Source organism: Bradyrhizobium sp. HKCCYLS20291 (assembly GCF_051167715.1).
Lineage (GTDB): Bacteria > Pseudomonadota > Alphaproteobacteria > Rhizobiales > Xanthobacteraceae > Bradyrhizobium.
Window position 1 is genome coordinate 229,759 of the sequence record NZ_JBNPTO010000001.1, and the last position, 22,990, is coordinate 252,748.

The 22,990-nt window shown below is 66.0% G+C and carries 19 protein-coding genes and 1 pseudogene; 10 read left to right on the plus strand and 10 right to left on the minus strand.

Annotated elements, in window-relative coordinates; all coding sequences use genetic code 11:
• Positions 1–116: 116 nt before the first annotated feature.
• Positions 117–1,085, plus strand: coding sequence for an SDR family NAD(P)-dependent oxidoreductase (locus ACQR07_RS01035; protein ID WP_434900533.1), 969 nt, complete (start codon positions 117–119; stop codon positions 1,083–1,085).
• Positions 1,086–1,441: 356 nt separating this feature from the next.
• Here the strand turns inward: ACQR07_RS01035 and ACQR07_RS01040 are convergent, their stop codons facing one another.
• The 3 genes from ACQR07_RS01040 to ACQR07_RS01050 all read right to left on the minus strand — a co-directional run bounded on the left by ACQR07_RS01040 (position 1,442) and on the right by ACQR07_RS01050 (position 4,191).
• A complete protein-coding gene (locus ACQR07_RS01040; protein ID WP_434900534.1) occupies positions 1,442–1,921 on the minus strand; it encodes a GcrA family cell cycle regulator in 480 nt (159 codons plus the stop codon).
• Positions 1,922–1,997: 76 nt separating this feature from the next.
• Positions 1,998–2,195: a hypothetical protein gene (locus tag ACQR07_RS01045; protein WP_006614936.1), complete on the minus strand. Its 198-nt coding sequence runs from the start codon at positions 2,193–2,195 to the stop codon at positions 1,998–2,000.
• A gap of 1,054 nt (positions 2,196–3,249) precedes the next feature.
• Complete coding sequence (locus ACQR07_RS01050; protein WP_434900535.1) at positions 3,250–4,191, minus strand: acetamidase/formamidase family protein; 942 nt, start codon at positions 4,189–4,191, stop codon at positions 3,250–3,252.
• 130 nt (positions 4,192–4,321) lie between these two features.
• Here ACQR07_RS01050 and ACQR07_RS01055 point away from each other — a divergent pair, with 130 nt between their 5' ends.
• Positions 4,322–5,110 carry a YdcF family protein gene (locus tag ACQR07_RS01055; protein ID WP_434900536.1) on the plus strand — a complete coding sequence of 263 codons (789 nt, stop codon included), beginning with the start codon at positions 4,322–4,324 and terminating at the stop codon, positions 5,108–5,110.
• Here ACQR07_RS01055 and ACQR07_RS01060 read toward each other — a convergent pair.
• Positions 5,107–6,954, minus strand: a complete 1,848-nt coding sequence (locus tag ACQR07_RS01060) for a tetratricopeptide repeat protein (RefSeq protein ID WP_434900537.1) — start codon at positions 6,952–6,954, stop codon at positions 5,107–5,109. The genes ACQR07_RS01055 and ACQR07_RS01060 overlap by 4 nt on opposite strands.
• 198 nt (positions 6,955–7,152) lie before the next feature.
• Here ACQR07_RS01060 and ACQR07_RS01065 point away from each other — a divergent pair, with 198 nt between their 5' ends.
• The 3 genes and pseudogenes from ACQR07_RS01065 to ACQR07_RS01075 all read left to right on the plus strand — a co-directional run bounded on the left by ACQR07_RS01065 (position 7,153) and on the right by ACQR07_RS01075 (position 10,459).
• Positions 7,153–7,935, plus strand: a complete 783-nt coding sequence (locus ACQR07_RS01065; RefSeq protein ID WP_434900538.1) for a DUF169 domain-containing protein — start codon at positions 7,153–7,155, stop codon at positions 7,933–7,935.
• A gap of 120 nt (positions 7,936–8,055) precedes the next feature.
• A complete protein-coding gene (locus ACQR07_RS01070) occupies positions 8,056–9,234 on the plus strand; it encodes a saccharopine dehydrogenase family protein (RefSeq protein WP_434900539.1) in 1,179 nt (392 codons plus the stop codon).
• 45 nt (positions 9,235–9,279) lie between these two features.
• Positions 9,280–10,459: pseudogene (locus ACQR07_RS01075) on the plus strand (saccharopine dehydrogenase family protein).
• On the opposite strand, the gene ACQR07_RS01080 reads toward ACQR07_RS01075, so the two are convergent.
• From ACQR07_RS01080 to ACQR07_RS01090, 3 genes are all read right to left on the minus strand, one after another.
• Positions 10,456–11,724, minus strand: coding sequence for an O-antigen ligase family protein (locus ACQR07_RS01080; protein ID WP_434900540.1), 1,269 nt, complete (start codon positions 11,722–11,724; stop codon positions 10,456–10,458). The pseudogene ACQR07_RS01075 and the gene ACQR07_RS01080 overlap by 4 nt on opposite strands.
• An 88-nt stretch (positions 11,725–11,812) precedes the next feature.
• Positions 11,813–13,342 (minus strand): undecaprenyl-phosphate glucose phosphotransferase, encoded by a 1,530-nt coding sequence (locus tag ACQR07_RS01085; protein ID WP_434900541.1) that lies wholly within the window; start codon positions 13,340–13,342, stop codon positions 11,813–11,815.
• A 153-nt stretch (positions 13,343–13,495) separates the two neighbouring features.
• Positions 13,496–14,605 (minus strand): glycosyltransferase family 4 protein, encoded by a 1,110-nt coding sequence (locus tag ACQR07_RS01090; protein ID WP_434901036.1) that lies wholly within the window; start codon positions 14,603–14,605, stop codon positions 13,496–13,498.
• 380 nt (positions 14,606–14,985) lie between these two features.
• Here ACQR07_RS01090 and ACQR07_RS01095 point away from each other — a divergent pair, with 380 nt between their 5' ends.
• Positions 14,986–17,313, plus strand: a complete 2,328-nt coding sequence (locus tag ACQR07_RS01095) for a GumC family protein (protein ID WP_434900542.1) — start codon at positions 14,986–14,988, stop codon at positions 17,311–17,313.
• Here ACQR07_RS01095 and ACQR07_RS01100 read toward each other — a convergent pair.
• The gene (locus ACQR07_RS01100; protein ID WP_434900543.1) at positions 17,310–18,542 is read right to left on the minus strand and encodes a GNAT family N-acetyltransferase; all 1,233 of its coding nucleotides are present in this window, start codon (positions 18,540–18,542) and stop codon (positions 17,310–17,312) included. The two genes, ACQR07_RS01095 and ACQR07_RS01100, sit on opposite strands and share 4 nt — an antisense overlap.
• A gap of 275 nt (positions 18,543–18,817) precedes the next feature.
• Between ACQR07_RS01100 and ACQR07_RS01105 the strand changes: the two genes are divergently transcribed.
• A complete protein-coding gene (locus ACQR07_RS01105; RefSeq protein ID WP_434900544.1) occupies positions 18,818–19,879 on the plus strand; it encodes a polysaccharide deacetylase family protein in 1,062 nt (353 codons plus the stop codon).
• Here the strand turns inward: ACQR07_RS01105 and ACQR07_RS01110 are convergent, their stop codons facing one another.
• Positions 19,880–20,101: a DUF2842 domain-containing protein gene (locus ACQR07_RS01110; protein ID WP_434900545.1), complete on the minus strand. Its 222-nt coding sequence runs from the start codon at positions 20,099–20,101 to the stop codon at positions 19,880–19,882.
• A 102-nt stretch (positions 20,102–20,203) separates the two neighbouring features.
• Here ACQR07_RS01110 and ACQR07_RS01115 point away from each other — a divergent pair, with 102 nt between their 5' ends.
• The 3 genes from ACQR07_RS01115 (at position 20,204) to ACQR07_RS01125 (ending at position 22,649) form a co-directional block, all read left to right on the plus strand.
• A complete protein-coding gene (locus tag ACQR07_RS01115; RefSeq protein WP_434900546.1) occupies positions 20,204–21,283 on the plus strand; it encodes a COX15/CtaA family protein in 1,080 nt (359 codons plus the stop codon).
• Between the two features lie 802 nt (positions 21,284–22,085).
• Positions 22,086–22,313 (plus strand): type II toxin-antitoxin system RelE/ParE family toxin, encoded by a 228-nt coding sequence (locus ACQR07_RS01120; protein WP_434900547.1) that lies wholly within the window; start codon positions 22,086–22,088, stop codon positions 22,311–22,313.
• Between the two features lie 12 nt (positions 22,314–22,325).
• Positions 22,326–22,649, plus strand: a complete 324-nt coding sequence (locus ACQR07_RS01125) for a transcriptional regulator (protein WP_434900548.1) — start codon at positions 22,326–22,328, stop codon at positions 22,647–22,649.
• 25 nt (positions 22,650–22,674) lie between these two features.
• Here ACQR07_RS01125 and ACQR07_RS01130 read toward each other — a convergent pair whose 3' ends face one another.
• Positions 22,675–22,971, minus strand: coding sequence for a hypothetical protein (locus ACQR07_RS01130; RefSeq protein ID WP_434900549.1), 297 nt, complete (start codon positions 22,969–22,971; stop codon positions 22,675–22,677).
• Positions 22,972–22,990: the final 19 nt, after the last annotated feature.

Here is a 22,990-nt window from a genome sequence, read left to right on the forward strand (position 1 = left end):
CTAAGCTCGCGGCGCGTTCCGCCAAGAGAACGTGCAAGAGAACGTACGAGAGTACGAGGAAGTCGCCGCGGCGGCATCGGCCGTCACGCGGCAGAGCAGGGAAGGAAGTGCGTCCGATGAAGGATTTCGCCGGCAAGATCGCCGTCATCACCGGGGGCGGCACGGGCATGGGCCGCGAGCTCGCCCGTCAGCTCGTCGCCGAGGGCTGCAACGTCGCGATGTGCGACGTCTCGGCCGAGGCCATGGCCGAGACCAAGCGGCTGTGCGAGGCGGAGAAGCTGCCGCAGGGACTGCGGGTCACCGCTCATGTCGCCGACGTCTCGATCGAAGCCCAGCTGCAGCGCTTCCGCGACGAGCTCGTCGAGCAGCAGGCCACCGACAGGATCCATCTGTTGTTCAACAATGCCGGCATCGGCGGCGGCGGTAGCCTGTTCACCAACAGCCGCGAGCAGTGGGAGCGCACCTTCAACATCTGCTGGGGCGGCGTCTATCTCGGCGTCCGCACCTTCCTGCCGATGCTGCTCAAGGCGGATGAAGCCCACATCGTCAACACCTCCAGCGTCAACGGCTTCTGGGCCTCGGTCGGCATGGGCGTGTCGCACACCGCTTACAGCGCCGCGAAATTCGCCGTGAAGGGCTTTACCGAAGCGCTGATCAACGACCTCCGCCTCAACGCCCCGCACATCAAGTGCTCGGTGGTGATGCCCGGCCATATCGGCACCTCGATCGTGTCGAACTCGCGCAAGATGCAGAGCGGAGGCGCCTCGGACGAACTGAGCGAGACCGAGATCGCCCAGGCGCGCCAGCGCATGAAGGGCATGGGTATCGACGTCGCCGCCATGAGCGACCAGGACATCCAGGCTGCCGCCCGCGAGCGCGCCCGCAGCTTCCTCGAAGATGCGCCGACGACGGCCGCGCAGGCCGCGAAGATCATCCTCGACGGCGTGAAAGCCGAGCAATGGCGCATCCTCGTCGGCGAGGACGCCAAGATGCTGGACATGCGCGTGCGGCAATCACCGGAGCAGGCGTATGAACCGGAGTTCTTCCAGCGCTTCGTGCAGGAGGCGGGCTGGAAGCTGGGGTAGGGGCTGTTGTTAGTTGGGCGGGATCTCTCACCGCCGCGACGGTGCGCTCCCCTCCTCATGCCGCGATCGCGTCAGCGATCGCCGGCAGCGGGGAGGGGGCGGGGGTGGGGCACCACACGGCACACTCTTGCTGTTCGTCGCGATCGCGCCAGGCAAGATCGAAGGCGTGCTTCACAGAGTTCCGTACGCGCTGCCCCCACCCCCGACCCCTCCCCGCAGTCGCCAATCGCTGGGGCGATTGGCGACCGGGGGAGGGGAGACGAGATCGCCGCGCCGTCCCCGCAGAACGCGGAGACTGGGCAAAGCGTGAAGGTCGAGAGCATAGGCCCGCAGGATCTTCGCCTCGCCGCTTCCTCCTACCGCGACGATGCCACGCGATACGCCATCCGGGTGTGGCTCGGGCAATACGGCAGGCCGTCGATCGGCTTCGAGCCGCAGAAGCAGAAATCATCCGCTCCCGGCGTCGAGATCGGCCAGCGGCAGCGTTCCTTGGAGAGCTCGAACAGCGAGCAGCCGTTTTCGACGGGACCGGCCGGCGGTTCCTCGATCAGGATCGGCGGCGGATCGTTGGTCACCGCGCGCAGGATGCGGCGGCGCAGCTTTGGCACGGGACGGCGTGAACCGTCGCGGGCAGTCTCGGCGCGGACCACGCGCCTGGAGTCGCCGCCATTGTCGCGCGTCAGCGCGAGGCGGGAGATCTTGCCGATCACGGCATTGCGGCTGACGCCGAGCTCGGCGGCGATCTCTCGGCAGGTCAGCCCGGCCTCAAAGTGCTGCTTCAGGGCCTGGAGCCGTTCCTCGGTCCAGGTGGGTTGGGTCTGTCGTTCGGCGGGCATTGTGTCGCTTCCAAGTTTGATCCGTCCTGGATCGTCCTGGCCGACGGTCGTCCGAAACTTTCCGCTGATGTCCCTGTTACGCCCGTCCGTTGTCGCGAATCGACAGCAGCCCATCCTTGATGGCGAGCCGGATGCCTTCCTCGATCAACGTTCTGCAGACACCCGGAACGCTGGTGCCATGGGTGCCCTGTTTCACGAGCTTTTCGAGATAGCCAATGGTTGCCAGGGCCAGGGTTACGGGGATGCGGTCAGTCTCGGCTTTTTCCGTCGCCATGCCTAAAAGCTAGTCCGTAACCGGGGTACAGAAAAGTAACTTTTTAGACTCTATTAGGAATCCAGGAGGTTGTACAGCGGCCTGGGGATAAGTGGTTAAGATATTGAATTTCAAACAAATATGACGAATCAGGGCGGTCGTGGCGGTGACTCTCCGCCCGCTCGGCGAGTCCGGGCCCGGATTGGTACGGTACACGAGCGAGTGGAGAGGATTCGCGCCGCAACTGGCGGGACTCCTTCCGCGGCGGTTCCCCGGCCGATCGGTGGCGCTCAGGCCCGAGGGCGCATAGCGGCCGCCGACCAGGACGGCGATCGTGCGACGGCAGCGTCCTCGATCGCAATTTCGATTATCCAGAAAATAACGCTTTCGCTTTTCCGGAAAACGTGTTCTATTGCACGCATCCCGCCTCACTCGGTAGGGGCGTAGCGCGCGATCGTCACGACACGCGAGGCGAGGATGCGATGGCTGCAAGGAGCCGCAGCGTGTCCCTATGGGATGCGCGGACGAACGGCTCGTTGCGGACGCAAAAGCGTGTGGTCCTGGCGCCCCGAAGCTGGCGCCAAGTCCGCGGGTGATGATGATCCCGCTGACGACGGTGGCTATCAAGCCGGACACCGGGGAGAGCGCGCCATAAGCGTGAAAACCATCGCGCAGGGAGGGCCGGGCGTTCTCGGCTGTACCTGTGGTTCTGCCGCCTGCATTTTTTCTCGCAGGCGGGCCGCAGGCGTCAGCCGACGCCTGGCCTTCCCTGCGCCCTCCGATTTGAGAGGGTGAGATCTGCAGCATGACTCGGGCAGAACCGTCGCGAGGCAGCGGACGTGTGTCCGCGTGTGTCTATGAGTTGCTCTGTCCGCGCCTCATTCTCCGCTGTCGTCCCGGGCAAGCCGCGACGCCGCGTCAGCGGCGGCGTGGCGCCGACCCGGGATCCATAACCCCAGGGAGCGGTTGGCTTGCGCAAGTCCAACCATCTCGTGTCACACGCCCGCCGGTGGTTATGGATCCCGGGTCAAGCCCGGGACGACAGCGGAGCGCGCTGCGACAGCGTGCGCAGACCTCACCCGTGCACCACCGCCTTCGCGATCATGCAATGAATGCCCTTCGAGCCGTTGACGGTCTGCGTCACCCGGAGATCGGCGGCCAGGCTGCACAGCGTGTAGGCGTCCTCGCGCGACAGATTGCGCTTCTCGCCGAGCAGCACGATCATGTCGCGCAGCGCCTTGACCACGCACTGGTCGAGATCCGGGTCCATCGCCATCGTCATGTAGTGTGTAGCGGTCTCGGCGCGCGGATAGTCGAACTTCAGGTCCTTGCGCACCGTGAGCCGGAAGCGCCCCTGCAGCGCGGTCTCGATCGCGGTGACGCAGACCTCGCCGTCGCCCTGCACGCCATGGCCGTCGCCGCAGGAGAACAGCGCGCCCTGCACAAACACCGGCAGGTACAGCTTCGCGCCGGCGCCGAGCTCCTTGTTGTCGAGATTGCCGCCCATCGCGCGCGGGATCAGCGAGGTGATGCGGCCCCAGGCCGGCGGCGGTGCTACGCCCATCACGCCGAAGAACGGCGCCAGCGGCAGCTCCAGCCCCCAGGGCAGCTTGCCGACCATGCGCTCCTTGTCGAGTGGGATGTTCAACAGCCGGCTGTCGTGGAAGTCGTCGGGCAGGGTGCCGGCCAGCGGCCGGATGAAATTGTAGCCCCAATCCTGGCGCAGCTGCACGTCGAGGATGTCGACCTCGAGCACGTCGCCGACCTCAGCGCCCCTGACCGCGATCGGGCCGGTCAGGATGTGGCCCGGCACCATGCGCTCGGACCTCGCATGGACGTCGAACAATTCCGGCGGCACGTGGAATTTGCTGGTGTCCGGCAGCACGTCTGGCCCGCCGCTGATGGTGTCGATGGTGACCTCGTCGCCGCTGTCGACCGTGAGCACCGGCTTCAGCCGGGATTCGAAGAAGCCCCAATGGCAGGTCTCGGGGCTGGCGTGCAGATGGTGATGGGCCATGATGCTCTCATTGTTACCGGTTCTGATCCAAGCATAGCGCATCACACGGCGTTCGCAGAGAGATGGCGGCGCATGGCCGCTGTCGTGTATGAGGGCGGCCGAGACACCTCACCCCGCGCCGGAGCCCGGAATGTTTTTCGTCCTGTCGAAGACGCTCGGCCTGCTGGCGCTGCCGACCAATTTCATGATCGCGCTCGGTCTCGCCGGCGCCATCCTGATGCTGACCCGCTTTGCCGTGCTTGGCCGCCGGCTGGTGGTGTCGGCCATGCTGCTGCTGGCCATCGCCGGGCTGTCGCCGCTCGGCAGCCTGATGCTCTACCCGCTGGAGAGCCGGTTTCCGAAATGGGACCCGGCCAGTGGTGCGCCGGACGGCATCATCGTGCTCGGCGGTCCCGTGGATTCCGATCTCTCCGTAATGTACGGCATGCCGGTGACGGTGGCGGGCGCCGACCGGGTGATCCAGGCGGCAGCGCTGGCGCGGCGTTATCCGAATGCGCGCGTGCTGTTCACCGGCGGCAGCGCCAATTTGATCGCGACCGAGGCCAAGGAAGCCGATGTCGGCGCCGAGATCCTGCTCAGCCTCGGCGTCGCCAAGGAGCGGCTGCTGCTCGAGCGGCAGTCACGCAACACCTACGAGAACGCGATCTTCTCCAAGGCCATGCTGGCGCCGAAGCCGGGCGAGCGCTGGCTGCTGGTGACCTCGGCCTATCACATGCCGCGTTCGGTCGGCCTGTTCCGCAAGGCAGGTTTTCCGGTCGAGCCCTATCCGGTGGATTGGCGCGTCGGCCGCGTGCTCGATTTCGACGGCGTCTCGCTGCTGGGCCTGCGGCGCACCGACATCGCGGTACGCGAATGGATCGGGCTGTTGGCCTACCGCCTGCGCGGCCGCATCGACGATCTGTTTCCCGGCCCGGCCTAGTCGGCCGTTCTGCTGAAGCCTGCCGCTTTCGCCGCGAGCTCGTCGCGCACGCGGGCAACGACCGGCTCGAAGCGACGGCTGGCATCCTGCCGGAACAGCCGCGCGCTCGGATACCATGGGCTGTCGTCGCGATCCCTCAGCCAGCGCCAGTCGGCGAGATGCGGCAGCATGATCCAGGTTGGCCGTCCCACTGTTGCCGCGAGATGCGCCGCGCTGGTGCAGACCGTCACGACCACGTCGAGGCAGGACATCAGCGCAGCCGTCTCGGCGAAGTTGGTCAGCTCGGTCGTCAGGTCGCGGATCCGGCTCTGCTGCGCGAGCAGCGCATTGTCCGCGGGCCGCAGCTCTTTTTGCAGGCTGATGAAGTCGGCGTCGACATCGAGCAGCGGCAGCAGGGTCGACAACGGCATCGAGCGGTTGCCGTCGTTGGCCTGGTGCGGATTGCCGGCCCAGACCAGGCCGACGCGCAGCCGGTCATGCGCGCCGAGCCGCTGCTCCCAGGCGGCAATACGATCGGCGGGCAGGGGAGGCAGATAGTTGGCGGGCGGAATACTGTCCAGCGTGGTGCCGAAGGCGAGCGGCAGGCTCATGATCGGGCAGTGCATGTCGAAGGCCGGCCGCTGCAGGTCCGGCGCGAAGGTGAGGCACTGCGACACGCCCTGGACACCGGCCATCAGCGGCCGCAGCGCCTCGCGCACGACGAGGATCACCTTGGCGCCGCGCGCCGCGACCATCGGCAGGTAGCGCGCGAACTGGATGTTGTCGCCGAACCCCTCGTCCTCTTCGATCAGGATGGTCTTGCCGGCGATGTCCTCCTTGCCGAGCCATTTCGGCTGAACGAAGCGCGGATATTCCGGCGAAAAACCGGGCACGTTCCAGCGTGCCTCGCGGTGCGCCCAGCCGGAGGCGAAGTCACCGCATTGCAGCTCGACATGGGCGAGCTGCCATTCGGCCTTGGCGTTGCCGGGCTCCACGACGAGGATCCGGCGATAGACCTCGGCCGCCTCCTCGAACCGCAACGATTGCAGCAGGGCAAAGCCCTTGTTCAGCAGCACCTCGACGAAATCCGGCCGCGCCGCCAGCGCCTGATCGAACCATCGCAGCGCCTCGGCGCTGCGGCCGAGCCGGACCAGCGCGTCACCGACATTGTTGCAGGTGATCGGATCGCCCGGCGCGAGCGCCTGCGCCCGTTCGGCGTCCGCCAGATAATCGTCGTAGCGCTTCAAATCGGCAAAGCACCTGGCCCGCATCTGCAGTGCCGGCAGATCGTCCGGCTGCTGTGTCAGGCAGACGGTGAACGCCTGCACGGCCTCTTCGAGGCGCTGCTGCTGTCGCAGCAGCAGCCCGCATTGCCAGGCGGCGTCGCGATGGCCGGGATTGATCGTGAGCGCCTGCTGATAGCTCAGCAGCGCCTCGGCACCGCGATTCTGCGCCAGCAGCACGCTGCCCATGTGCTTCCACAATTCGGCATCGTCGGACTTGAGCTGGATCGCCTTGTCGAACACCGCCAGCGCATCGTCGAGCCGGCCCGTCTGCTTCAAGGTGAAGCCGAGGCTGGTGAGATAGTCGATCTTCGGGGTCTGCCGGATGGCGCGCGAAAACCACGCCACCGCGTGGTCGAGCTGGCCGCTCTGCAGCGCGATGATGCCCATCAGCGCCAGGCTGTCGGCGTGGTTCGGATCGGCGGCCAAGGCCTGCTCGCAGCACATCTGGGCGTCGAGCAGACGTCCGCCGCCGAGATGGGCGAGGCCGGCCTCGTAGAGCGCCGCGGGCGACAGCACCGCTGGTCCGCCCGGGCCGGCCGTCGCGCTCGTGGCGCCTTCCTTCCGGTCGCTGCGGCTCATTGCATGGTCCTGTCCGAGGAGACGAAATTCATAAGTGATTCCTGGGGGATCGAGAAGGATCATGGTATGGCGGGCGAGCCTCGAGGGAGCCTTTGGGGGCGGAAATACTGGCATCGCGCCAAGCGAGGGTCTAACAAGCGCCCCGAAGCCGAACCACGCACGATGTGCGCAGACGACGCGGCAGGGAGGGAGCGCGACATGCAACAGCCGACCCCGGACAGGCTGGACCTGGTGGCCACGGTCGCCGACCTCAACAGCCTGCTGCGGCTGAAGACCACCGTGATCGGCATCAAGATGTTCGCCCGCGTCGAAGACATGGCGGCGGTGGAGAAGATCCGCCGGCCCAACGCGGTGCACACCACCGATCAGATCGTCAGCATGGCCGCACGGCTCGGCTGGACCGTCGGCGTGACCGGCGATGATCTCGTCGGCGCGCAGTGCCGCGCCGTGATCGGTCTCGGCCCGCAGGACGACACTTGGCTCAAGGGCGAGAATTATGTCGGCGTCTGGCATGGCACGGCGGAAGACGCCCGCAAGCGGCAGGAGGCGCTCGATGTGGTGCCTTTCGGCCGCTACCAGGCGATGGCGGTAAGCCCGCTCGCGAGCGGCAGGCTCGATCCGCCCGACATTTGTCTCGTCTACGCGACGCCGGGACAGATGATCATCCTGATCAACGGCCTGCAATATGTCGGCTACAAGAAGTTCGAATGGGGCGTGGTCGGCGAGACCGCCTGCGCCGACTCCTGGGGCCGCGCGCTGAAGACCGGCGAGCCGAGCCTGTCGCTGCCGTGTTTCGCCGAGCGCCGCTATGGCGGCGTGCCGGATGAAGAGATGTTGATGGCGCTAAAGCCGGCCGATCTTGCCAAGGCGATCGCCGGCATGAAGCAGCTGGCCAGGAACGGTCTGCGCTATCCGATCGCGCCATATGGCATTCAGAACGACGTGCGCGCCGGCATGGGCGTATCTTATGGCAAGAAATGACATGCGACGTCATTGCGAGCGAAGCGAAGCAATCCAGAGTCCCGTCCCCAGCCCTGGATTGCTTCGCTTCGCTCGCAATGACGGAGCAACCGTTTTGCAGCTGATCTCCAAGGAACAAGCATGACCTCTTCCAAATTCGACCTCGTCGTCTACGGCGCCACCGGCTTCACCGGCAAGCTCGTCGCTGAATATCTCGCGACGCGCTATCGTGGCGACACATCGCTGCGCTGGGCGATGGCTGGCCGGAGCCTCGATAAGCTTGCGTCCGTGCGCGATGAGATCGGCGCGCCGGCCGACACGCCCTTGATCGTCGCGGATGCATCGAACGCCGAGTCACTCAAGGCCATGGTGGCACAGACCCGGCTGGTGCTCACCACGGTCGGCCCGTATCAGTTCTACGGCAACGAACTCGTTGCCGCCTGCGCCGAAACCGGTACCGACTACATCGATCTCTGCGGCGAGCCGGTGTGGATGCGGCAGATGATCGACAAGCATCAGGCCGCCGCCGAAAAGAGCGGCGCCCGCATCGTGTTCTCCTGCGGCTTTGATTCCGTGCCGTTCGAGCTCGGCGTCTACTTCGTGCAGCAGCAGGCTCAAAAGGTGCTCGGCGCTGCTGCATCGCGCGTGAAGGGCCGCGTCCGCGGCATGAGCGGCACGCTGTCGGGCGGCACGGCGGCGAGCGCCAAGGCGACGTTCGATGCGGTCGCCAAGGATCTGAGCCTCGTGGCGATCCTGAAGGATTCGTTCGCGCTGACGCCGGGCTTCAAGGGGCCGAAGCAGCCGTCCGGCAACAAGCCCGCCTATGAGGAAGACCTGCAGTCCTGGACCGCGCCGTTCATGATGGCGCTGATCAACACCCGCAACGTGCATCGTTCCAACATGCTGATGGGCTTTCCGTACGGCCAGGACTTCGTCTACGACGAGATGGTGCTGACCGGCCCTGGCGAGAAGGGCGAAGCCATCGCCAAGAAGGTGATGGCGGCCAACGCCGAGAAGACCGGCCCGAGCGCGCCGAAGCCGGGCGAAGGGCCGTCGAAGGAGGAGCGCGAAAAGGGGTACTACAATCTGCTGTTTGTCGCCCTCGCGCCCGACGGCCGCCAGGTCCGAGCCTCCGTCAAGGGTGACTGCGACCCCGGCTACGGCTCGACCTCCAAGATGATCAGCGAATGCGCCATCGGCCTGCTGCGTGATGGCGACAGCGTGAAGGGTGGCTTCTGGACGCCGGGCGCAGCGCTGCGCGACAGCCTGATCAAGCGGCTGGTCGACAATGCCGGGCTGACGTTTGCGGTGGAGAGCTGAGACGCGACGGGCGCGCAACCGATCCGCATCCATTCGGGAGCACGAATGACGTCTGCGACATTCGACATCGTGGTCTATGGTGCGACCGGCTTCACCGGCCAGCTCGTCGCCGAGTACATCGCCACGCATGATCGCGGAGACTCCGAGCTGAGCTGGGCGATCGCCGGGCGCAGCCGCGAGAAGCTTGCCGCCGTCCGCGATGCGATCGGAGCGCCGGACGATTTGCCGCTGATCGTCGCCGATTCCAGCGATCCCGCCTCGATCCGCGCGATGGTCGAGCAGGCGAAGCTCGTGCTCACGACGGTCGGGCCGTATCAGCTGTATGGGACCGACGTGCTCGCCGCCTGCGTGGCGACGGGCACCGACTATGTCGATCTCTGCGGCGAGCCGCTGTGGATGCATCAGATGATCAACAGCCATCAGGCCGAAGCCGAGGCGAGCGGCGCACGCATCCTGTTTTCGTGCGGCTTCGATTCGGTGCCGTTCGAACTCGGCGTGCACTACGTGCAGCAGCAGGCCAGGCGCGTGCTCGGCGCCGCCGCGCCCCGCGTCAAGGGCCGCATTCGCAGCATGAGCGGTTCACTATCGGGCGGCACCGCTGCGAGTGCCAAGGCGACGGCGACCGCGTTGGCGCGCGATCTGAGCCTGGTCGCGGTCATGAAGGACCCGTTCGCGCTGACGCCGGGATTCCGCGGACCGAAGCAGCCGCCGGCCAACCGGCCGCTCTACGAGGAGGACCTGCAGTCCTGGGCGGCGCCGTTCGCGATGGCGCTCGTCAACACGCGCAACGTCCATCGTGCCAACATGCTGACCGGGTTTCCGTACGGCCAGGACTTCGTCTACGACGAGATGGTGCTGACCGGCGACGGCGAGCAGGGCCAGGCGAATGCGAGGCTGGTGATGGCGGCCAATGCCGAGAAGACCGGCCCGAATGCGCCCAAGGCCGGCGAGGGGCCGTCGAAGGAGATGCGCGAGAACGGCCATTTTGATCTGCTGTATGTGGCGATCGCTCCCGACGGCCGGCGCGTTCGCGCGTCGGTGAAGGGCCGGGGCGATCCCGGGCTACGGGCTCACGGCGAAGATGATCAGTGAATGCGCCATCGGCCTGCTGCGTGATGGCGCGGGCGTGACGGGCGGCTTCTGGACGCCGGGCGCAGCGCTTGGCGACAGCCTGATCAAGCGGCTGGTCGACCATGCAGGGCTGACGTTTGCGGTGGAGGATTAGGAAGGGAGTGGGCCGATGTCGGCGGATCGGCCGGTTTCGATCTGGTGCAGGCGGTTGGCGGCGATCATGCCCCACATCGTGCCGAGCATCAGGAAGAAGTGCCGCCAGTGGTCGGTGTCGATGATGAAGCTTTCGCCGACGGTGCCGAGAAACGCCGAGAACACCGCGATGTAGGTGCGCTGCCACGGTGCGCGGACGAGCAGATAGCGGAAGCCGAGAATGACGGTGGTGAAGACGAGCGCAGGATAGCAGATGCCGGACAGCCAGCCGCCCGACATGAAGGCGTTCAGATAGGAGTTGTGGGTGTCCTCGGGAAAGTAGTTGTGAAACTGCAGCGGTCCGATCCCGAACGGCAGGTCGAGCGCCATGTCGGCGCCGAGGATGTGCCGTCCGAACCGGCCAAAGCGTCCTTCGTCGTAGCTCTGGTCGAAGCTCGCCCGCTGCTTGAACATGTCGGCGATAGAGTCGATGGAGAGCAGAACGCCGATAAGGACGACGCCAGCGACCGCGGCCGCGAGCGTCATGATGATGATGCGGGAGCGTTCGCGCGGCGAGCTGCTGGTCAGGACCATCAGCGCCAGCATGAAGGCGGCGGTCAGTACCAGCCCGCCCCAGGCGGCGCGCGAGAAGGCGAGCAGGATGGCCAGCGACATGACGCCCAGCGCAAAGCTGGCGCGCAGCGTCGCGGCGAGGCGGGCGGTCACGACATTCTGCAGCGCGAGCAGCGCCGGCAGGATGAGGAACGCGCCGAGCACGTTCGGATCCTTGAAGGTGCCGCGCGCCCGTCCATACAGCGTGAGGAGGTCGTAGCCGCCGGGCACGAGATGGAAATAGCCGGCGACGCCGGCGAGACCGGCCAGGGCGCCGCCCAGCACCAGGCCGCGGCGGAGCATGTCGAGCCGCGCCTGCGTGTCCTCCGCGGTCACCATGGCAAGAAAGATCGCCGTGAAGGCCATGTACCAGGAGGTCGCGATCCAGCTCGCGATTTTGGAATCGTCGAGCAGCGGAATGGCGCTGATCGTGTAGCCGAGATTGACCAGGAAGAGCAGCAGCAGGAGGGGAAGAAAGACGGCGCGCAGCCGCATCCCGGTGGCGATGAACACGGCGGCCGAGGCCAGCGTCGCGAGCTCGTAGGGGCTGGGTTCGATGAACACGATGGCGCCGGAGGCGCCGACCAGCCAGACGAGCGCGCGTTGCAGCGCCAGCACGCCCGGAGGGGCGATCGGCTTCAACGCGAACTCTCCGGCTGTCGCCGCGGTGGCCATCACGAACTCTTAACTCATACGCAACGCGTGGCGGGACCGGCCAACCAGACAGACGAAGCGGGCGCGCGCCCGCTCCGGATCCCCGAAATCAGTAGGCGTTCTCGCTCTTGGTCATCAGCGCCAGCGGCGTCCTGAGCAGGATGTAGAGGTCGAACAGCACGGACCAGTTCTCGATGTAGTAGAGGTCGAACTCGACGCGCTTCTGGATCTTCTCTTCGTTGTCGATCTCGCCGCGCCAGCCGTTGATCTGCGCCCATCCGGTGATCCCGGGCTTGACGCGGTGGCGGGCGAAGTAGCCGTCGACGGCCTCGTCGAACATCCGGTTCTGCAGCTTGCCCTGCACGGCATGCGGCCTGGGACCGACGAGCGACAGATTGGCCTTGAACACGACGTTGAACAGCTGCGGCAGCTCGTCGAGACTGGTCTTGCGAATGAAGCGGCCGACGCGGGTCACTCGCGGATCATTCTTGGTGACGACCTTCGACGCGGTCGGATCGGCCTGGTGGTGGTAGAGCGAGCGGAACTTGAAGACGTCGATGCGCTCGTTGTTGAAGCCGAACCGCTTCTGCCGGAACAGCACCGGACCCGGGCTGTCGAGCTTGATCGCGAGCGCGACCAGCGCCATCACTGGCAGGGCCAGCAGGAGGATCAGGCCGCCGACGACACGGTCGAACAGCTGCTTCATCACCAGATCCCAGTCGGTGATCGGCGCCTCGAACACGTCGAGCGTCGGCACGGCACCGAGATAGGAGTAGGAGCGGGGGCGGAAGCGGAGCTTGTTGGTATGAGCCGAGAGGCGGATGTCGACCGGCAGCACCCACAGCTTCTTCAGCATGTCGAGTATGCGGGTCTCCGCCGAAATCGGCAGCGCGAACAGCACGAGGTCGACGCGGGTACGGCGGGCGAACTCGACGATATCGTCGACCTTGCCGAGCTTGGGTGCGCCGGCGCAGGTCTCGAGCGACCGGGAATCATTGCGGTCGTCGAACACGCCGAGAATCTCGATCTCGGAATCGTCCTGCTCCTTGAGCGCGCGCACCAGATCCTCGCCGCTCTGGTCGGCGCCGACGATGATGGTTCGCCGATCGAGGCGGCCCTGTCTGGCCCAGCTGCGGATCAGGCTGCGAAGCACGACGCGGCTTGCGATCAGCGCTCCCAGGCCGATGAAGAAGAAGGCGGCGAGCCAGAGACGAGACACTTCGCTGCCGATCTTGGCGAAGAACGACAGGCCGATGAACAGCAGGAACACGAAGCAGTAAGAGGAGATCATCCGGGTCATCTGCCGCACCTGGGCGCGGAAGACCTGGACCTGATAGATGTCGGCTGCCTGGAAGCAGATCACGGCGCTGATCGCCAAGCCGACGATGGCAACGAGGTACTCCCAATGGAAGCCGCTGAGCGGGACGACATAGCCGAAATAGATGATGCTGCCGACGATGCTCAGCAGCACGAAATCCGCGATGCGGACGACGCCGGCGAGGACGATCGGAGAGTAGGCGCGGTGAACCTTCTGATTGGCGACGGCGAGCGCCGCAGGCGACAAGCGGCGGCGCCGTTCAACGGCGGGCTGACCGCCGGCGGTCGCGGTCGCTGCCGTCGCGGCAGCAGCATCCAACATCGAGCGAGCGTTGATCGGTTCCACAGTCGTACAAGCCCGGATTATGTTTGTTAGTATTCTTGGTCACGTAAGCGCGGATAGCGCCGGAGGAAATTCCCCACCGGCGTGATTAAATGGCAAATCGGAAGAAACGGTTAGCGATGGTATATGACGTCAGGTCTTGGTAAATGCTTCGCGGTAGGCAGCGAGCACGCCCTCGACCATCGCCTTCTGCGAAAAATGCTGGAAAACCCGCTCGCGCAGCGCCTTGGCGCGAAGCTGCGCGGTAGCGGGATCATCGAGCGCGGCCGCGATCGCGTTGGCGAGTGCGTCGACGTTGCTCGGCGTGAACAGCGCCTCGCCGTGCGGCCCGAAGATCTCGGGGATCCCGCCGATCCGGGCTGCGATCATCGGAATTCCGGCAGCCCCGGCCTCGATGACGACGTAGGGCATGGAGTCGCCGCGCGAGGGGACGACGAGCAGGCGTCCCTTCGAAAAGCCGTCGCGAGCCTTTACGTGCCCGACGAAGCGGATGGAAGATGTCAGGCCGAGCCGCTCCACTTGCGCCTTAAGTCGGGCCATCTCTTCGCCGTCGCCGCCGAGCGTCAGCGTCAGCGTCCTGCCGGCGGCGCGCAGTTGCGCGACGGCATCGATCAGGAGATCGGCGCCCTTGATATGTCTGAACTCCCCGACGTAAGCGAGGTCTGTCTGGTCATCGGCCGGCGTCACCGGATCGAATTCACCTGCCGTCACGCCGTTGAACACGCATTGAACGAGGCCCTGCGGATGGCCGATCATGCGTTCGTAGGTGTCGCGGGCGAAGACGCTTTCGAACAGGAAGAGTTCGGTCCGGTTCATCAGCGCCCGCTCGAGGCGTCCGTACAAAGTCCCTTTGAGCGTGTTGCGCGGATAGTGCAGCGATCCACCATGCGGCGTGTAGATGCGGATCGTGCCGGGCCGATGCGGCAGCATGCGGACGAAGGCGCCTGCCTTGGCGCCGTGGCCGTGCAGCACATCGGGGGCAAGCCTGCCGAAGATCGTATGGAAGCGGCCCAGCGCCAGGACGTCGGTGGGCCAAGGCTCGCGATGGATCGCAACGCGATGGACGCCAAGCGCCAGGCGCGGTGCGATCTGCGCGAGCGCCGCATCCGCGCGCTCGCCGCCGGTCAGGCTGTCCGCGATGATCCCGACGTGATGTCCACGGTCGGCTTGGCCGTTGGCGAGGTCGAGGATGTGTCGAAAGATGCCGCCGACCGGGGCGCGCACGGCGTGCAGGATTCTCAGCGGCTTGTTCGGCGACGAGGCTGCATCGAGACCGCTCGACTCCTCGGCCTGAGCGCGACTACGCCAACCGTCGTTGGGCGAACGAACCTGACGACTGGTTGAAAGAGGAAGCACGGGTGCCTCTCGTCACTGAATCTCGTGTGGGTCTCATCTGGATAGATCCTTGATGGTTAACAAACGGCTCACATCCCCGCAGATCGGCTTCGGTGAATTATTGCGACGATCCGGCGTCGTCTTAACGATCAGTCGCTCAGTGATGACCAACAATCTGCCTGCTGATGACGAGGGATGTGGTCGGGATTAACCGGGCAGCAACCTTAATAGAGTGTGATCGTACCACGTATGGTGGCGGCGTGGCGTGTGTCTCGCGGGAGTGGATGATGCGGTTGGCGTTCTGGCGTGCTGACAGGAACGACAAGACGGCGCGGGTCGAAAAGGCTCCCGTCCGGGAGCCGGCGAGCACGCTGCAGGCAGCGGAGCCAACCGGCGTCGCCGGCGATCTTGACGTGCGCATGGTGGGACGTGCGCTCGCTCGCAAGCGCATCTTCATTCTGAGCGCGACTTTCCTTGCGCTGGTCTTGGCCGTCACAGCCGTCAACATGATCACGCCGCGCTACAAGTCCGAAGCGCGCATCCTGATCGACGGCCGGGAGAACGTATTCCTGCGGCCGAGCAGCGAGCGCAACGAGGAGCGGACGGCGCTCGACCCCGAGGCGGTGGCCAGCCAGGTGCAATTGGTCCTGTCGCGCGACCTGGCGCGTGACGTCATCACCAGGAACAAGCTGGCGGAGCTGCCGGAGTTCGATTCCGTGCTGCGCGGCGTCTCGCCGCTGAAGTCGATCGCGGCCCTGGTCGGGCTGGTGAAGGACCCGCTGTCCATGACGCCGGAAGAGCGGGTCATGGACGCCTATTATGAGCGGCTGACGGTGTACGCCGTCGACAAGTCGCGCGTCCTCGTCGTCGAGTTCCAGTCGCAAAATCCTGCGCTTGCCGCGCAGATCGCCAATGCTATCGCGGACGGCTATCTGGTGCTGCAGCAGAATGCCCGTCAGGCTCAGGCCAAGTCGGCGAGCCAGTGGTTGTCGGGAGAGATTCAGAGCCTGCGCAAGAAGGTCGAGGAGGCGGAATCGCGGGTCGAGGAGTTCCGTGCCAAGTCGAACTCGTTCATGGGCACCAACAACACCTCGCTCTCCAACCAGCAGATGGGCGAGGTCAACACCCAGCTCAACAATGCGCGCGCCTTGAAGTCCGATGCGGAGACCAAGGCGCGGCTGATCCGCGAGATGCTGCAGAGCGGCCAGCCGATCGAGGCGTCCGAGGTGCTGAATTCCGAACTGATGCGGCGGCTGTCCGAGCAGCGCGTTAACCTGCGCGCGCAGCTTGCCGAGCAGTCGTCGACGCTGCTCGACAATCACCCGCGCATCAAGGAGCTGAAGGCGCAACTGGGCGATCTCGATCGCCAGATCCGTGACGAGGCCGGCAAGATCTCGCGCTCGCTCGACAGCGACGCGCGCATCGCCGAGGGGCGGGTGCAGATGCTCAGCCAGAGCCTCGATCAGGCCAAGAAGCAGGCCTCCTCGACCAACGGCGAGGACGTCAAGCTCCGCGCGCTCGAGCGCGAGGCCAAGGCGCAGCGCGACCTCTTGGAATCCTATCTCGCCAAGTACCGCGAGGCGAACACCCGCGAGTCGCTCGATACCCCGCCGGCGGAGGGGCGGATCATCTCGCGGGCCGTGGTCTCCAACACGCCGGCCTATCCGAAGAAGCTGCCGATCGTGCTGATCGCGACCCTGGCGACCCTGATGCTGACATCGGGCGTCGTCATCACCGGCGAGTTGCTGCGCCTGACTGCGCCGCGCGCGGTCGCCGCGACGCCGGTCGCGCCCGTGGCCGTCGCAGCCCGGCCTGCGGCCCGCGTCGAGCCGACGATGGCTGCGCCCGCGCCGCCGCCGTCCGCCCCCGAACCGGTCGCCGAGCCCGTCGTAGCCCCGCCGCCTGTCGCGGTTCATGTCGCTCCCCCCACGCCGATCTCCGTTGCGCCAGCACACGCCGCGGTGCCACCGCCAGTCGCGCCGGTCCCCGAGCCGGCGAAGCCCGTGCCGCCGCTCAACGAACTCGAGCAGCTTGCGGCTGGGCTGATCGCTGCAGGCGCGCGCGCCCACAAGGTCACCGTGCTCGGCACCGCCGGCGGCGAGACTGTCAGCAACGCGGCGCTGTCGATCGCTCGCGCCATGGCCGCACAGGCCCGCGTTGTGCTGGTCGACCTCGCCGGCAGCCCGCAACGGCTTTCCGGCATCTCCGTCGACCCGGCCGCGCCGGGCCTGATCGAGCTGATGCTGGGCGAGGCGTCGTTCGCGTCCATCATCACCAAGGACCAGGCCTCGCGGCTGCATCTCGTCAATGCAGGGCGTCCCGGTGCCGATCGACAGCAGCTGCAGTCGCCGCGGCTGGCGCTGGCGATCGACGCGCTGCTGCGCGTCTACGACCACGTGCTGCTCGACGCCGGCAATGCGTCGGACCTTCCGGCCGAGCTCCTGACGACGGGCGCGCGTGCGGTCGTCGTGCCCGATCCCGCGATGTCCGCCGATGCCCGCAGCCAGATGAGCGAGCAGCTGCGCGAGGTCGGCTTCGGCGCGGTCTACATGCTGAAAGCGCCGGTCGGCAGCGCCAATCGCAACCAGCCGGGACCGCGCGGCGTCGCCGCCTAGTCGTCGGTCTTTTCCTCACTCTTCGCTGCACCTGCGCGCGGCTGCATTACGCCGCGGAGCTGCTGTGCCAGCCGAAACAGCGCCGGGCTGTGCTTGACGGCGTGCTTGGCGCGCCCGGCCGCAGCCATCGCCGTCGCCGCCAGGCGACCGCGCGCGCTGACCGGCACGAAGCTGTCGAAGATCGGCTCGTCGTCCTTGCAGAACATCCGCTTGTAGTCGTCCGAGCCGATGCCGAGATCGAGCGCGCGAAAATTCTCCCGCGCGTAATAATCGATGATCGAGCGCATCAGGATCAGCCCGGGGCTCCAGCGGGCATTTTCCGACAGCGTGTAGGTGTTGAACATCATCGAGAAGCGCGTGCCGTCAGCGACGCCCGCGAACAGCGCGATGATCTCGGCGTCGCAGCGCAGCGCATGAATCTCGATGACGCGCCGGCCGCAGCCGAGCTTCGCCATGCATGCGTGCCGCACGAACGCTTCGATGCCGGGCTCGGCGAACACGTTCGGCAGCTTCTGCTCGGCCATGCGCACCGGCTTCACGCGGAAGAACCAGTCGAGCAGCTCCCCAATCTCGGCATCGCTGCTTGCGACCATGTAGCGATAGCCGGGCAAGGCCTGCAGCTTCTTTTCCTTGCTCTTCAGCCGCTTGCGAAACGAATTCGACAACAGCGCCGTGGGTGCCGCACCCGCCGGCATCGAAAGCACGGGGCAGTCGTTCACCGATGGCTGGTGCGGCCATTGCGCGAAGGGGTTGGCGAGATCGCGCCAGCGCTCGGGCTGCTGCGTCAACGCCAGCACATCGACGCCACCATGATCACGCAGGGCCGCGAGCAGTGCGCCGAGATCGGACGCATCGGCGCGCGCGGCGAAGTCGCGGTCCATCAGCGGCATGTTGAAGGTGGTATGCTTGCCGCCCATGAAGGCGGCGACGCGGACGCCGAAGGCGTGACGCAAGCTCAGCGGCAGCAGCAGCAGCGGGCGCTGGTCGGCGTCACGCGCCACGACGATGAACGGGTCCGCATGCTCGCTTGCGCCGACGGCGCGCTGCCAGGCGCCGAGCAGGTCGAAGCGCTGATAGGGCGTCGAGACATGATCGGGCGCCTCGAGCGCGCGCCAGACCGGTTCGGCGACCGCGAGATCGGACACGATGTCGACGCGCGCGATTCCCGACGCCAGTTGCGGCGCGGGCGCCCGCGCCGTCCGGCTATCGATCACGGCGGCCATGGTCATCGCGCAACCTGCGTTGGTGTGGGAATTTGCTGCTCTGGGCCGTCAGACCCTCGCAAAGAAGTCTCAACAAAGGGTAATGGCAATGACAGCGTCCCAAATCGGGAATATCACCAGAAAAACCTGTTCAAATCCGTCTCGGCCACGCGATCTTAAGGCGCAATGATCTTGATTCGACGCGGGCGGCGACGATGACGCGATCGCGCCACCCTCTGCTCCCATCAGATGGGCGTGGATGGTCCCGTTTCAAGTCGAACGTGTCTGAAGGGGCGCGGCAATTGTCGTCCGACAACAGGTGGCTGCGCAGCGCGCGGCTGGAGCTGGCGTATTTCAGCGGCCGTACGCTGCTCGCGTCGCGGGCCAATGCGGGCGCTGGCGCCATCCTGCGTTTCGAGCGGGTGCTGCCGCGCCGCAAGGCTGCGTTTCAGCCGCTGAAGCGCGCGGAGATCACACCCGCTTTCCTCGACAGGATCATCCGCGCCCTGAAGCGCTGGGGTTATGACATCGTCACACTCGACGAGGCCTGCAGCCGCGCCGTACGGCTGCCGGAAAGCGGGCGCTTTGCCTGCCTGACCTTCGACGGCGCTTCGAAGGACCTGATCACGCACGCTTATCCCGTCCTCGCCCGGCATGGCGTGCCGTTCACGGTCTATGTGCCCAGCGCGTTTCCGGATGGTCTCGGCGAAGCGTGGTGGCTCGGCCTGGAAGCGGTGATCGCCCGCGAGTCCCGCATCAGCCTGGTGATCGATCATCGCGAGCAGCGCTTCACCGTGTTCAAGCCGGCGGAAAAATACGAGCTGTTCGCCTATCTCGCGGGCTGGCTGAGCAAGCTGCCGCCGTCCGAGCTGTCGCTGGCGATCCGCGACCTCTGCTCGCGTCATTCGATCGACCTCGCAGCCCTGAGCCGCCAGTCCGCGATGGACTGGAGCGACATCGCACGCCTCGCCGCCGATCCGAACGTCACGATCGGCAGCGCCACCGTGCATCATCACCTGCTCGCCAATCTCAGGGACGCGGATGCCCAGCGCGAGATCGCGATGGGCAAGGCGGTGTTGGAGACGGCGCTACGCCGCCCGGTCCGGCACATGGCCTATCCGTTCGGCGATCGCGACGCGTTCCGCCGCAGCGACGTCGTGCTTGCCGAGCAGGCCGGGTTCGTCAGCGCGGCCTCGGCGATCCCTGGTGTCGTGCAGAGCGAGGGCCGCACCAACCTGCACATGCTGCCGCGCATCGCCTGGGACGGCCGCTCGCGCTCGCTGCGCGCGCTCAAGGTGCTGATGGCCGGCGTCACCCTGCCGCGCGAAAAATTGGTCTCGCAGCCCAGGCTCGACCTCGGCTGATCAGCCCTGTTGCTGCTCCGGATCGGGTCGCAGCATCCAGCTAACGATCGGCATCGCCGGCAGCACCCAGCCCATGCCGACCACGACGTAATAGACCGCCTGCATCCAGCCGGAATTGGCGATCAGGGGGAATTGCGCCATCACCATGCCCATCATCGACCAGGCGAAGGCGAGCAGGAGCAGCGCGACGGCGCCGATGAGCTTTCGGGTGCGGATGGTCATGACGGCTGTGTCGGCTCTGGCTGGACGTGCTGCGGGTTGCACGGAATTTCGCTGAGATTATAAGGGCCGGAACGCCCCAGTTCAATCGAGCCCTGAAGCTTCATGACCACGGTTCCCCGCACCCGAGATCTCGCCGCGATCCGCATCTGGCTGATGGTGGTCGCCGGTCTGATCGCGCTGATGGTGCTGGTCGGCGGCGCGACGAGGCTGACCGAATCCGGCCTCTCGATCGTCGAGTGGAAGCCGGTCACCGGCACGCTGCCGCCGCTGTCCGAACCGGCCTGGAACGACGCATTCGAGGCCTACAAGACCATTCCGCAGTACCGGCAGATGAATGCCGGCATGACCCTGCACGAGTTCAAGACGATCTTCTGGTGGGAATGGAGCCACCGGCTGCTCGGCCGCGTCATCGGCATGGTCTATCTGCTGCCGTTCCTGTGGTTCCTGTGGCGCGGCGCCGTGTCGGGGCCACTCGGCCGGCGGTTGTGGCTGATCTTCGGCCTGGGCGCGCTGCAGGGCGCGGTCGGCTGGTGGATGGTGGCCTCGGGCCTGACCGAGCGCACCGAGGTGGCGCCGGTGCGGCTGGCGACGCATCTGTCGCTGGCGCTGCTGATCTATGCCGCCATCGTCTGGACGCTGCGGCGGCTCAAGCCGAGCGAGGAGGGCGAGGCACCGGCGCGGTTGCGGCTGACGGCCTGGGTGCTGGTCGGCGTCACCTTCGTGCAACTCTATCTCGGCGCGCTGGTCGCGGGCCTGCGCGCCGGGCTCGTCTACAACACCTGGCCCGACATCGACGGCGGCCTGATCCCGAAGGCGGCCAGCCTGTGGATGCAATCGCCGTGGTGGATCAATCTGTTCGAGAACGATCTGACGGTGCAGTTCCTGCATCGTATGACTGCCTATACGCTGTTCGTGCTGGCAGCCTGGCACGCCTTCGACGTGATGCGCGCCGGCGCCGGCCGCGCGATCGTGCGCGGCGCGCATCGGCTGCTCGCGGCGATCCTGGTGCAGGCCGTGCTGGGCATCGCGACGCTCTTGATGGTCGTGCCGATCTCGCTGGCGCTGCTGCATCAGGGCACGGCGATCATCGTGCTGACGTTTGCCGTACTGCAGGCGGAGCGGCTGTCGGGGCGGCGTGTCACTGCGGTCGCGGTGCCGCAGGCCGCGGTGGCGGCGGGGTAGGGCGTTTTTCGCGCTCGCTGTCGCAAACGACCTCCGCCGTCATTCCGGGGCGCCCGCAGGGCGAGCCCGGAATCCATCGCGCAGCAGATTCCGTGGGCCAATGGATTCCGGGCTCGTGCTGCGCACGCCCCGGAATGACGCGTGGAAGATACGGGCAAACCATCAGGATCTGACACGCGGATTACCTTCAAGAAATGCGCTCTCATCCTCGCGCGCCTTTTGCGCCGAGCTATGCCGATCGTCTCACCCTCGAAACACGCGAGGGCGCAGGGAAGGCCGGATGCCTGGCCGGCACCCATGGCCCGCGTGCAAAGAAAAAAGCACGCGGCGGTCACCACAGGTACGGCCGAGAACACCCGGACTTCCCCGCGCGATGGTTTTAACGCTTATACGCGATCTCCCCGGGGACCGGCTGTCTTGCCCCCGTCACCTCATGCGATGCAGTGAGCACCGGCACGAGACTTGGCGCCAGCATCGGGGCGCCAGGACCACGCGATTTCGCCGTCCGTGACCAGCCGCTCGTCCGCGCAAGCATCCGCCCGCGCACGGCCCGTCACGTCCACCGCATTCCCAATCCCACGCAACTGGACGACCCGGAAGCGCCCCTTGGCTGGACATGAACATAACAAGAACATAAGCTGAGTTGGGTGGCGAAGCAATACTTTTATTGGCCGGCTTTTCGGTGTTCATTTTTGGTAACGTATAGGGTACCATGATCGAGATCCAAGAATATCTCGACGAGCATGGCGTCAGTCCTTTTCGCCGGTGGTTCGATGCTCTCGATGCGCGAACTGCTGCCGTCGTGACGATCGCGATCGGTCGCGTTGCCGATGGCAACACATCCAACGTGAAGCCGATCGGAGAAGGCGCTGCCGAGCTTCGCATCGATCGAGGGCCGGGTTATCGCGTGTATGTCGGATGGCGAGGCAGAACGCTCGTGATCCTGTTGGGCGGAGGCACCAAACGGCGGCAACAGGTCGATATCGAAGCCGCGCTGAGACGATGGCGGGACTACAAGGCGCGCAGCTGACAGGAGCCGGAGATGGCTTTGACGAGAGATTTCCAAGAGACGGTTAGAGCGCGCGCAGAACGCGATCCGGTTTTTCGCGAGGCGATGTTCCAGGAGGCCGTGAGCGCTCTGCTGCGCGGAGAGGTCGACAATGGGCGCGCCGGCCTGCGTGCCTATATCAACGCAACGATCGGCTTCGACTCCTTGAGCAAGGCGCTCGGTCGGCCGCCGAAGAGCCTGATGCGCATGTTTGGTCCCGCAGGCAATCCTACGGCCGAGAACCTTCTCGGAGTGATCAATGTACTACAAGCCGAAACGGGCGTGCAGCTCGAAGTGCGCGCTGTCGCAGCGGCGTGAAGGAGCTTCAGTGCTGGCCAAAGAATTACCAGGCAGCGACCAGCACGGACCACCCCCCAAAGCCCGCCAGGAAGTAGGCGAGCGATTGATAGTCTGCGATGACGAGAGCATCTGCTTCATCATAGCCCAGCCTGTCCATCCAGATTGTCTTTGCTCGCCTTTCAAGGCCGGTCAGTGAAACTGTCCGCCAGAACCAGAAGGTCGCGCCGCTCTTCCAAGTGGAAACCCGTTTCCTGGCCATCGTCGCGCAACTGTGGAGGGAAGCGCAGATGATGCTCAGCACCGCGAGCGGAATCACGACGGATTGCAGTGTCGGCGACATGGCGGTCTCGCGCGCTCCA

Coding starts and splice junctions, on each gene's coding strand:
- ACQR07_RS01035 (WP_434900533.1), top strand. CDS start 117: ATGAAGGATTTCGCCGGCAAGATCGCCGTCATCACCGGGGGCGGCACG.
- ACQR07_RS01040 (WP_434900534.1), bottom strand. CDS start 1,921: ATGCCCGCCGAACGACAGACCCAACCCACCTGGACCGAGGAACGGCTC.
- ACQR07_RS01045 (WP_006614936.1), bottom strand. CDS start 2,195: ATGGCGACGGAAAAAGCCGAGACTGACCGCATCCCCGTAACCCTGGCC.
- ACQR07_RS01050 (WP_434900535.1), bottom strand. CDS start 4,191: ATGGCCCATCACCATCTGCACGCCAGCCCCGAGACCTGCCATTGGGGC.
- ACQR07_RS01055 (WP_434900536.1), top strand. CDS start 4,322: ATGTTTTTCGTCCTGTCGAAGACGCTCGGCCTGCTGGCGCTGCCGACC.
- ACQR07_RS01060 (WP_434900537.1), bottom strand. CDS start 6,954: ATGAGCCGCAGCGACCGGAAGGAAGGCGCCACGAGCGCGACGGCCGGC.
- ACQR07_RS01065 (WP_434900538.1), top strand. CDS start 7,153: ATGCAACAGCCGACCCCGGACAGGCTGGACCTGGTGGCCACGGTCGCC.
- ACQR07_RS01070 (WP_434900539.1), top strand. CDS start 8,056: ATGACCTCTTCCAAATTCGACCTCGTCGTCTACGGCGCCACCGGCTTC.
- ACQR07_RS01080 (WP_434900540.1), bottom strand. CDS start 11,724: ATGGCCACCGCGGCGACAGCCGGAGAGTTCGCGTTGAAGCCGATCGCC.
- ACQR07_RS01085 (WP_434900541.1), bottom strand. CDS start 13,342: ATGTTGGATGCTGCTGCCGCGACGGCAGCGACCGCGACCGCCGGCGGT.
- ACQR07_RS01095 (WP_434900542.1), top strand. CDS start 14,986: ATGCGGTTGGCGTTCTGGCGTGCTGACAGGAACGACAAGACGGCGCGG.
- ACQR07_RS01100 (WP_434900543.1), bottom strand. CDS start 18,542: ATGACCATGGCCGCCGTGATCGATAGCCGGACGGCGCGGGCGCCCGCG.
- ACQR07_RS01110 (WP_434900545.1), bottom strand. CDS start 20,101: ATGACCATCCGCACCCGAAAGCTCATCGGCGCCGTCGCGCTGCTCCTG.
- ACQR07_RS01115 (WP_434900546.1), top strand. CDS start 20,204: ATGACCACGGTTCCCCGCACCCGAGATCTCGCCGCGATCCGCATCTGG.
- ACQR07_RS01125 (WP_434900548.1), top strand. CDS start 22,326: ATGGCTTTGACGAGAGATTTCCAAGAGACGGTTAGAGCGCGCGCAGAA.
- ACQR07_RS01130 (WP_434900549.1), bottom strand. CDS start 22,971: ATGTCGCCGACACTGCAATCCGTCGTGATTCCGCTCGCGGTGCTGAGC.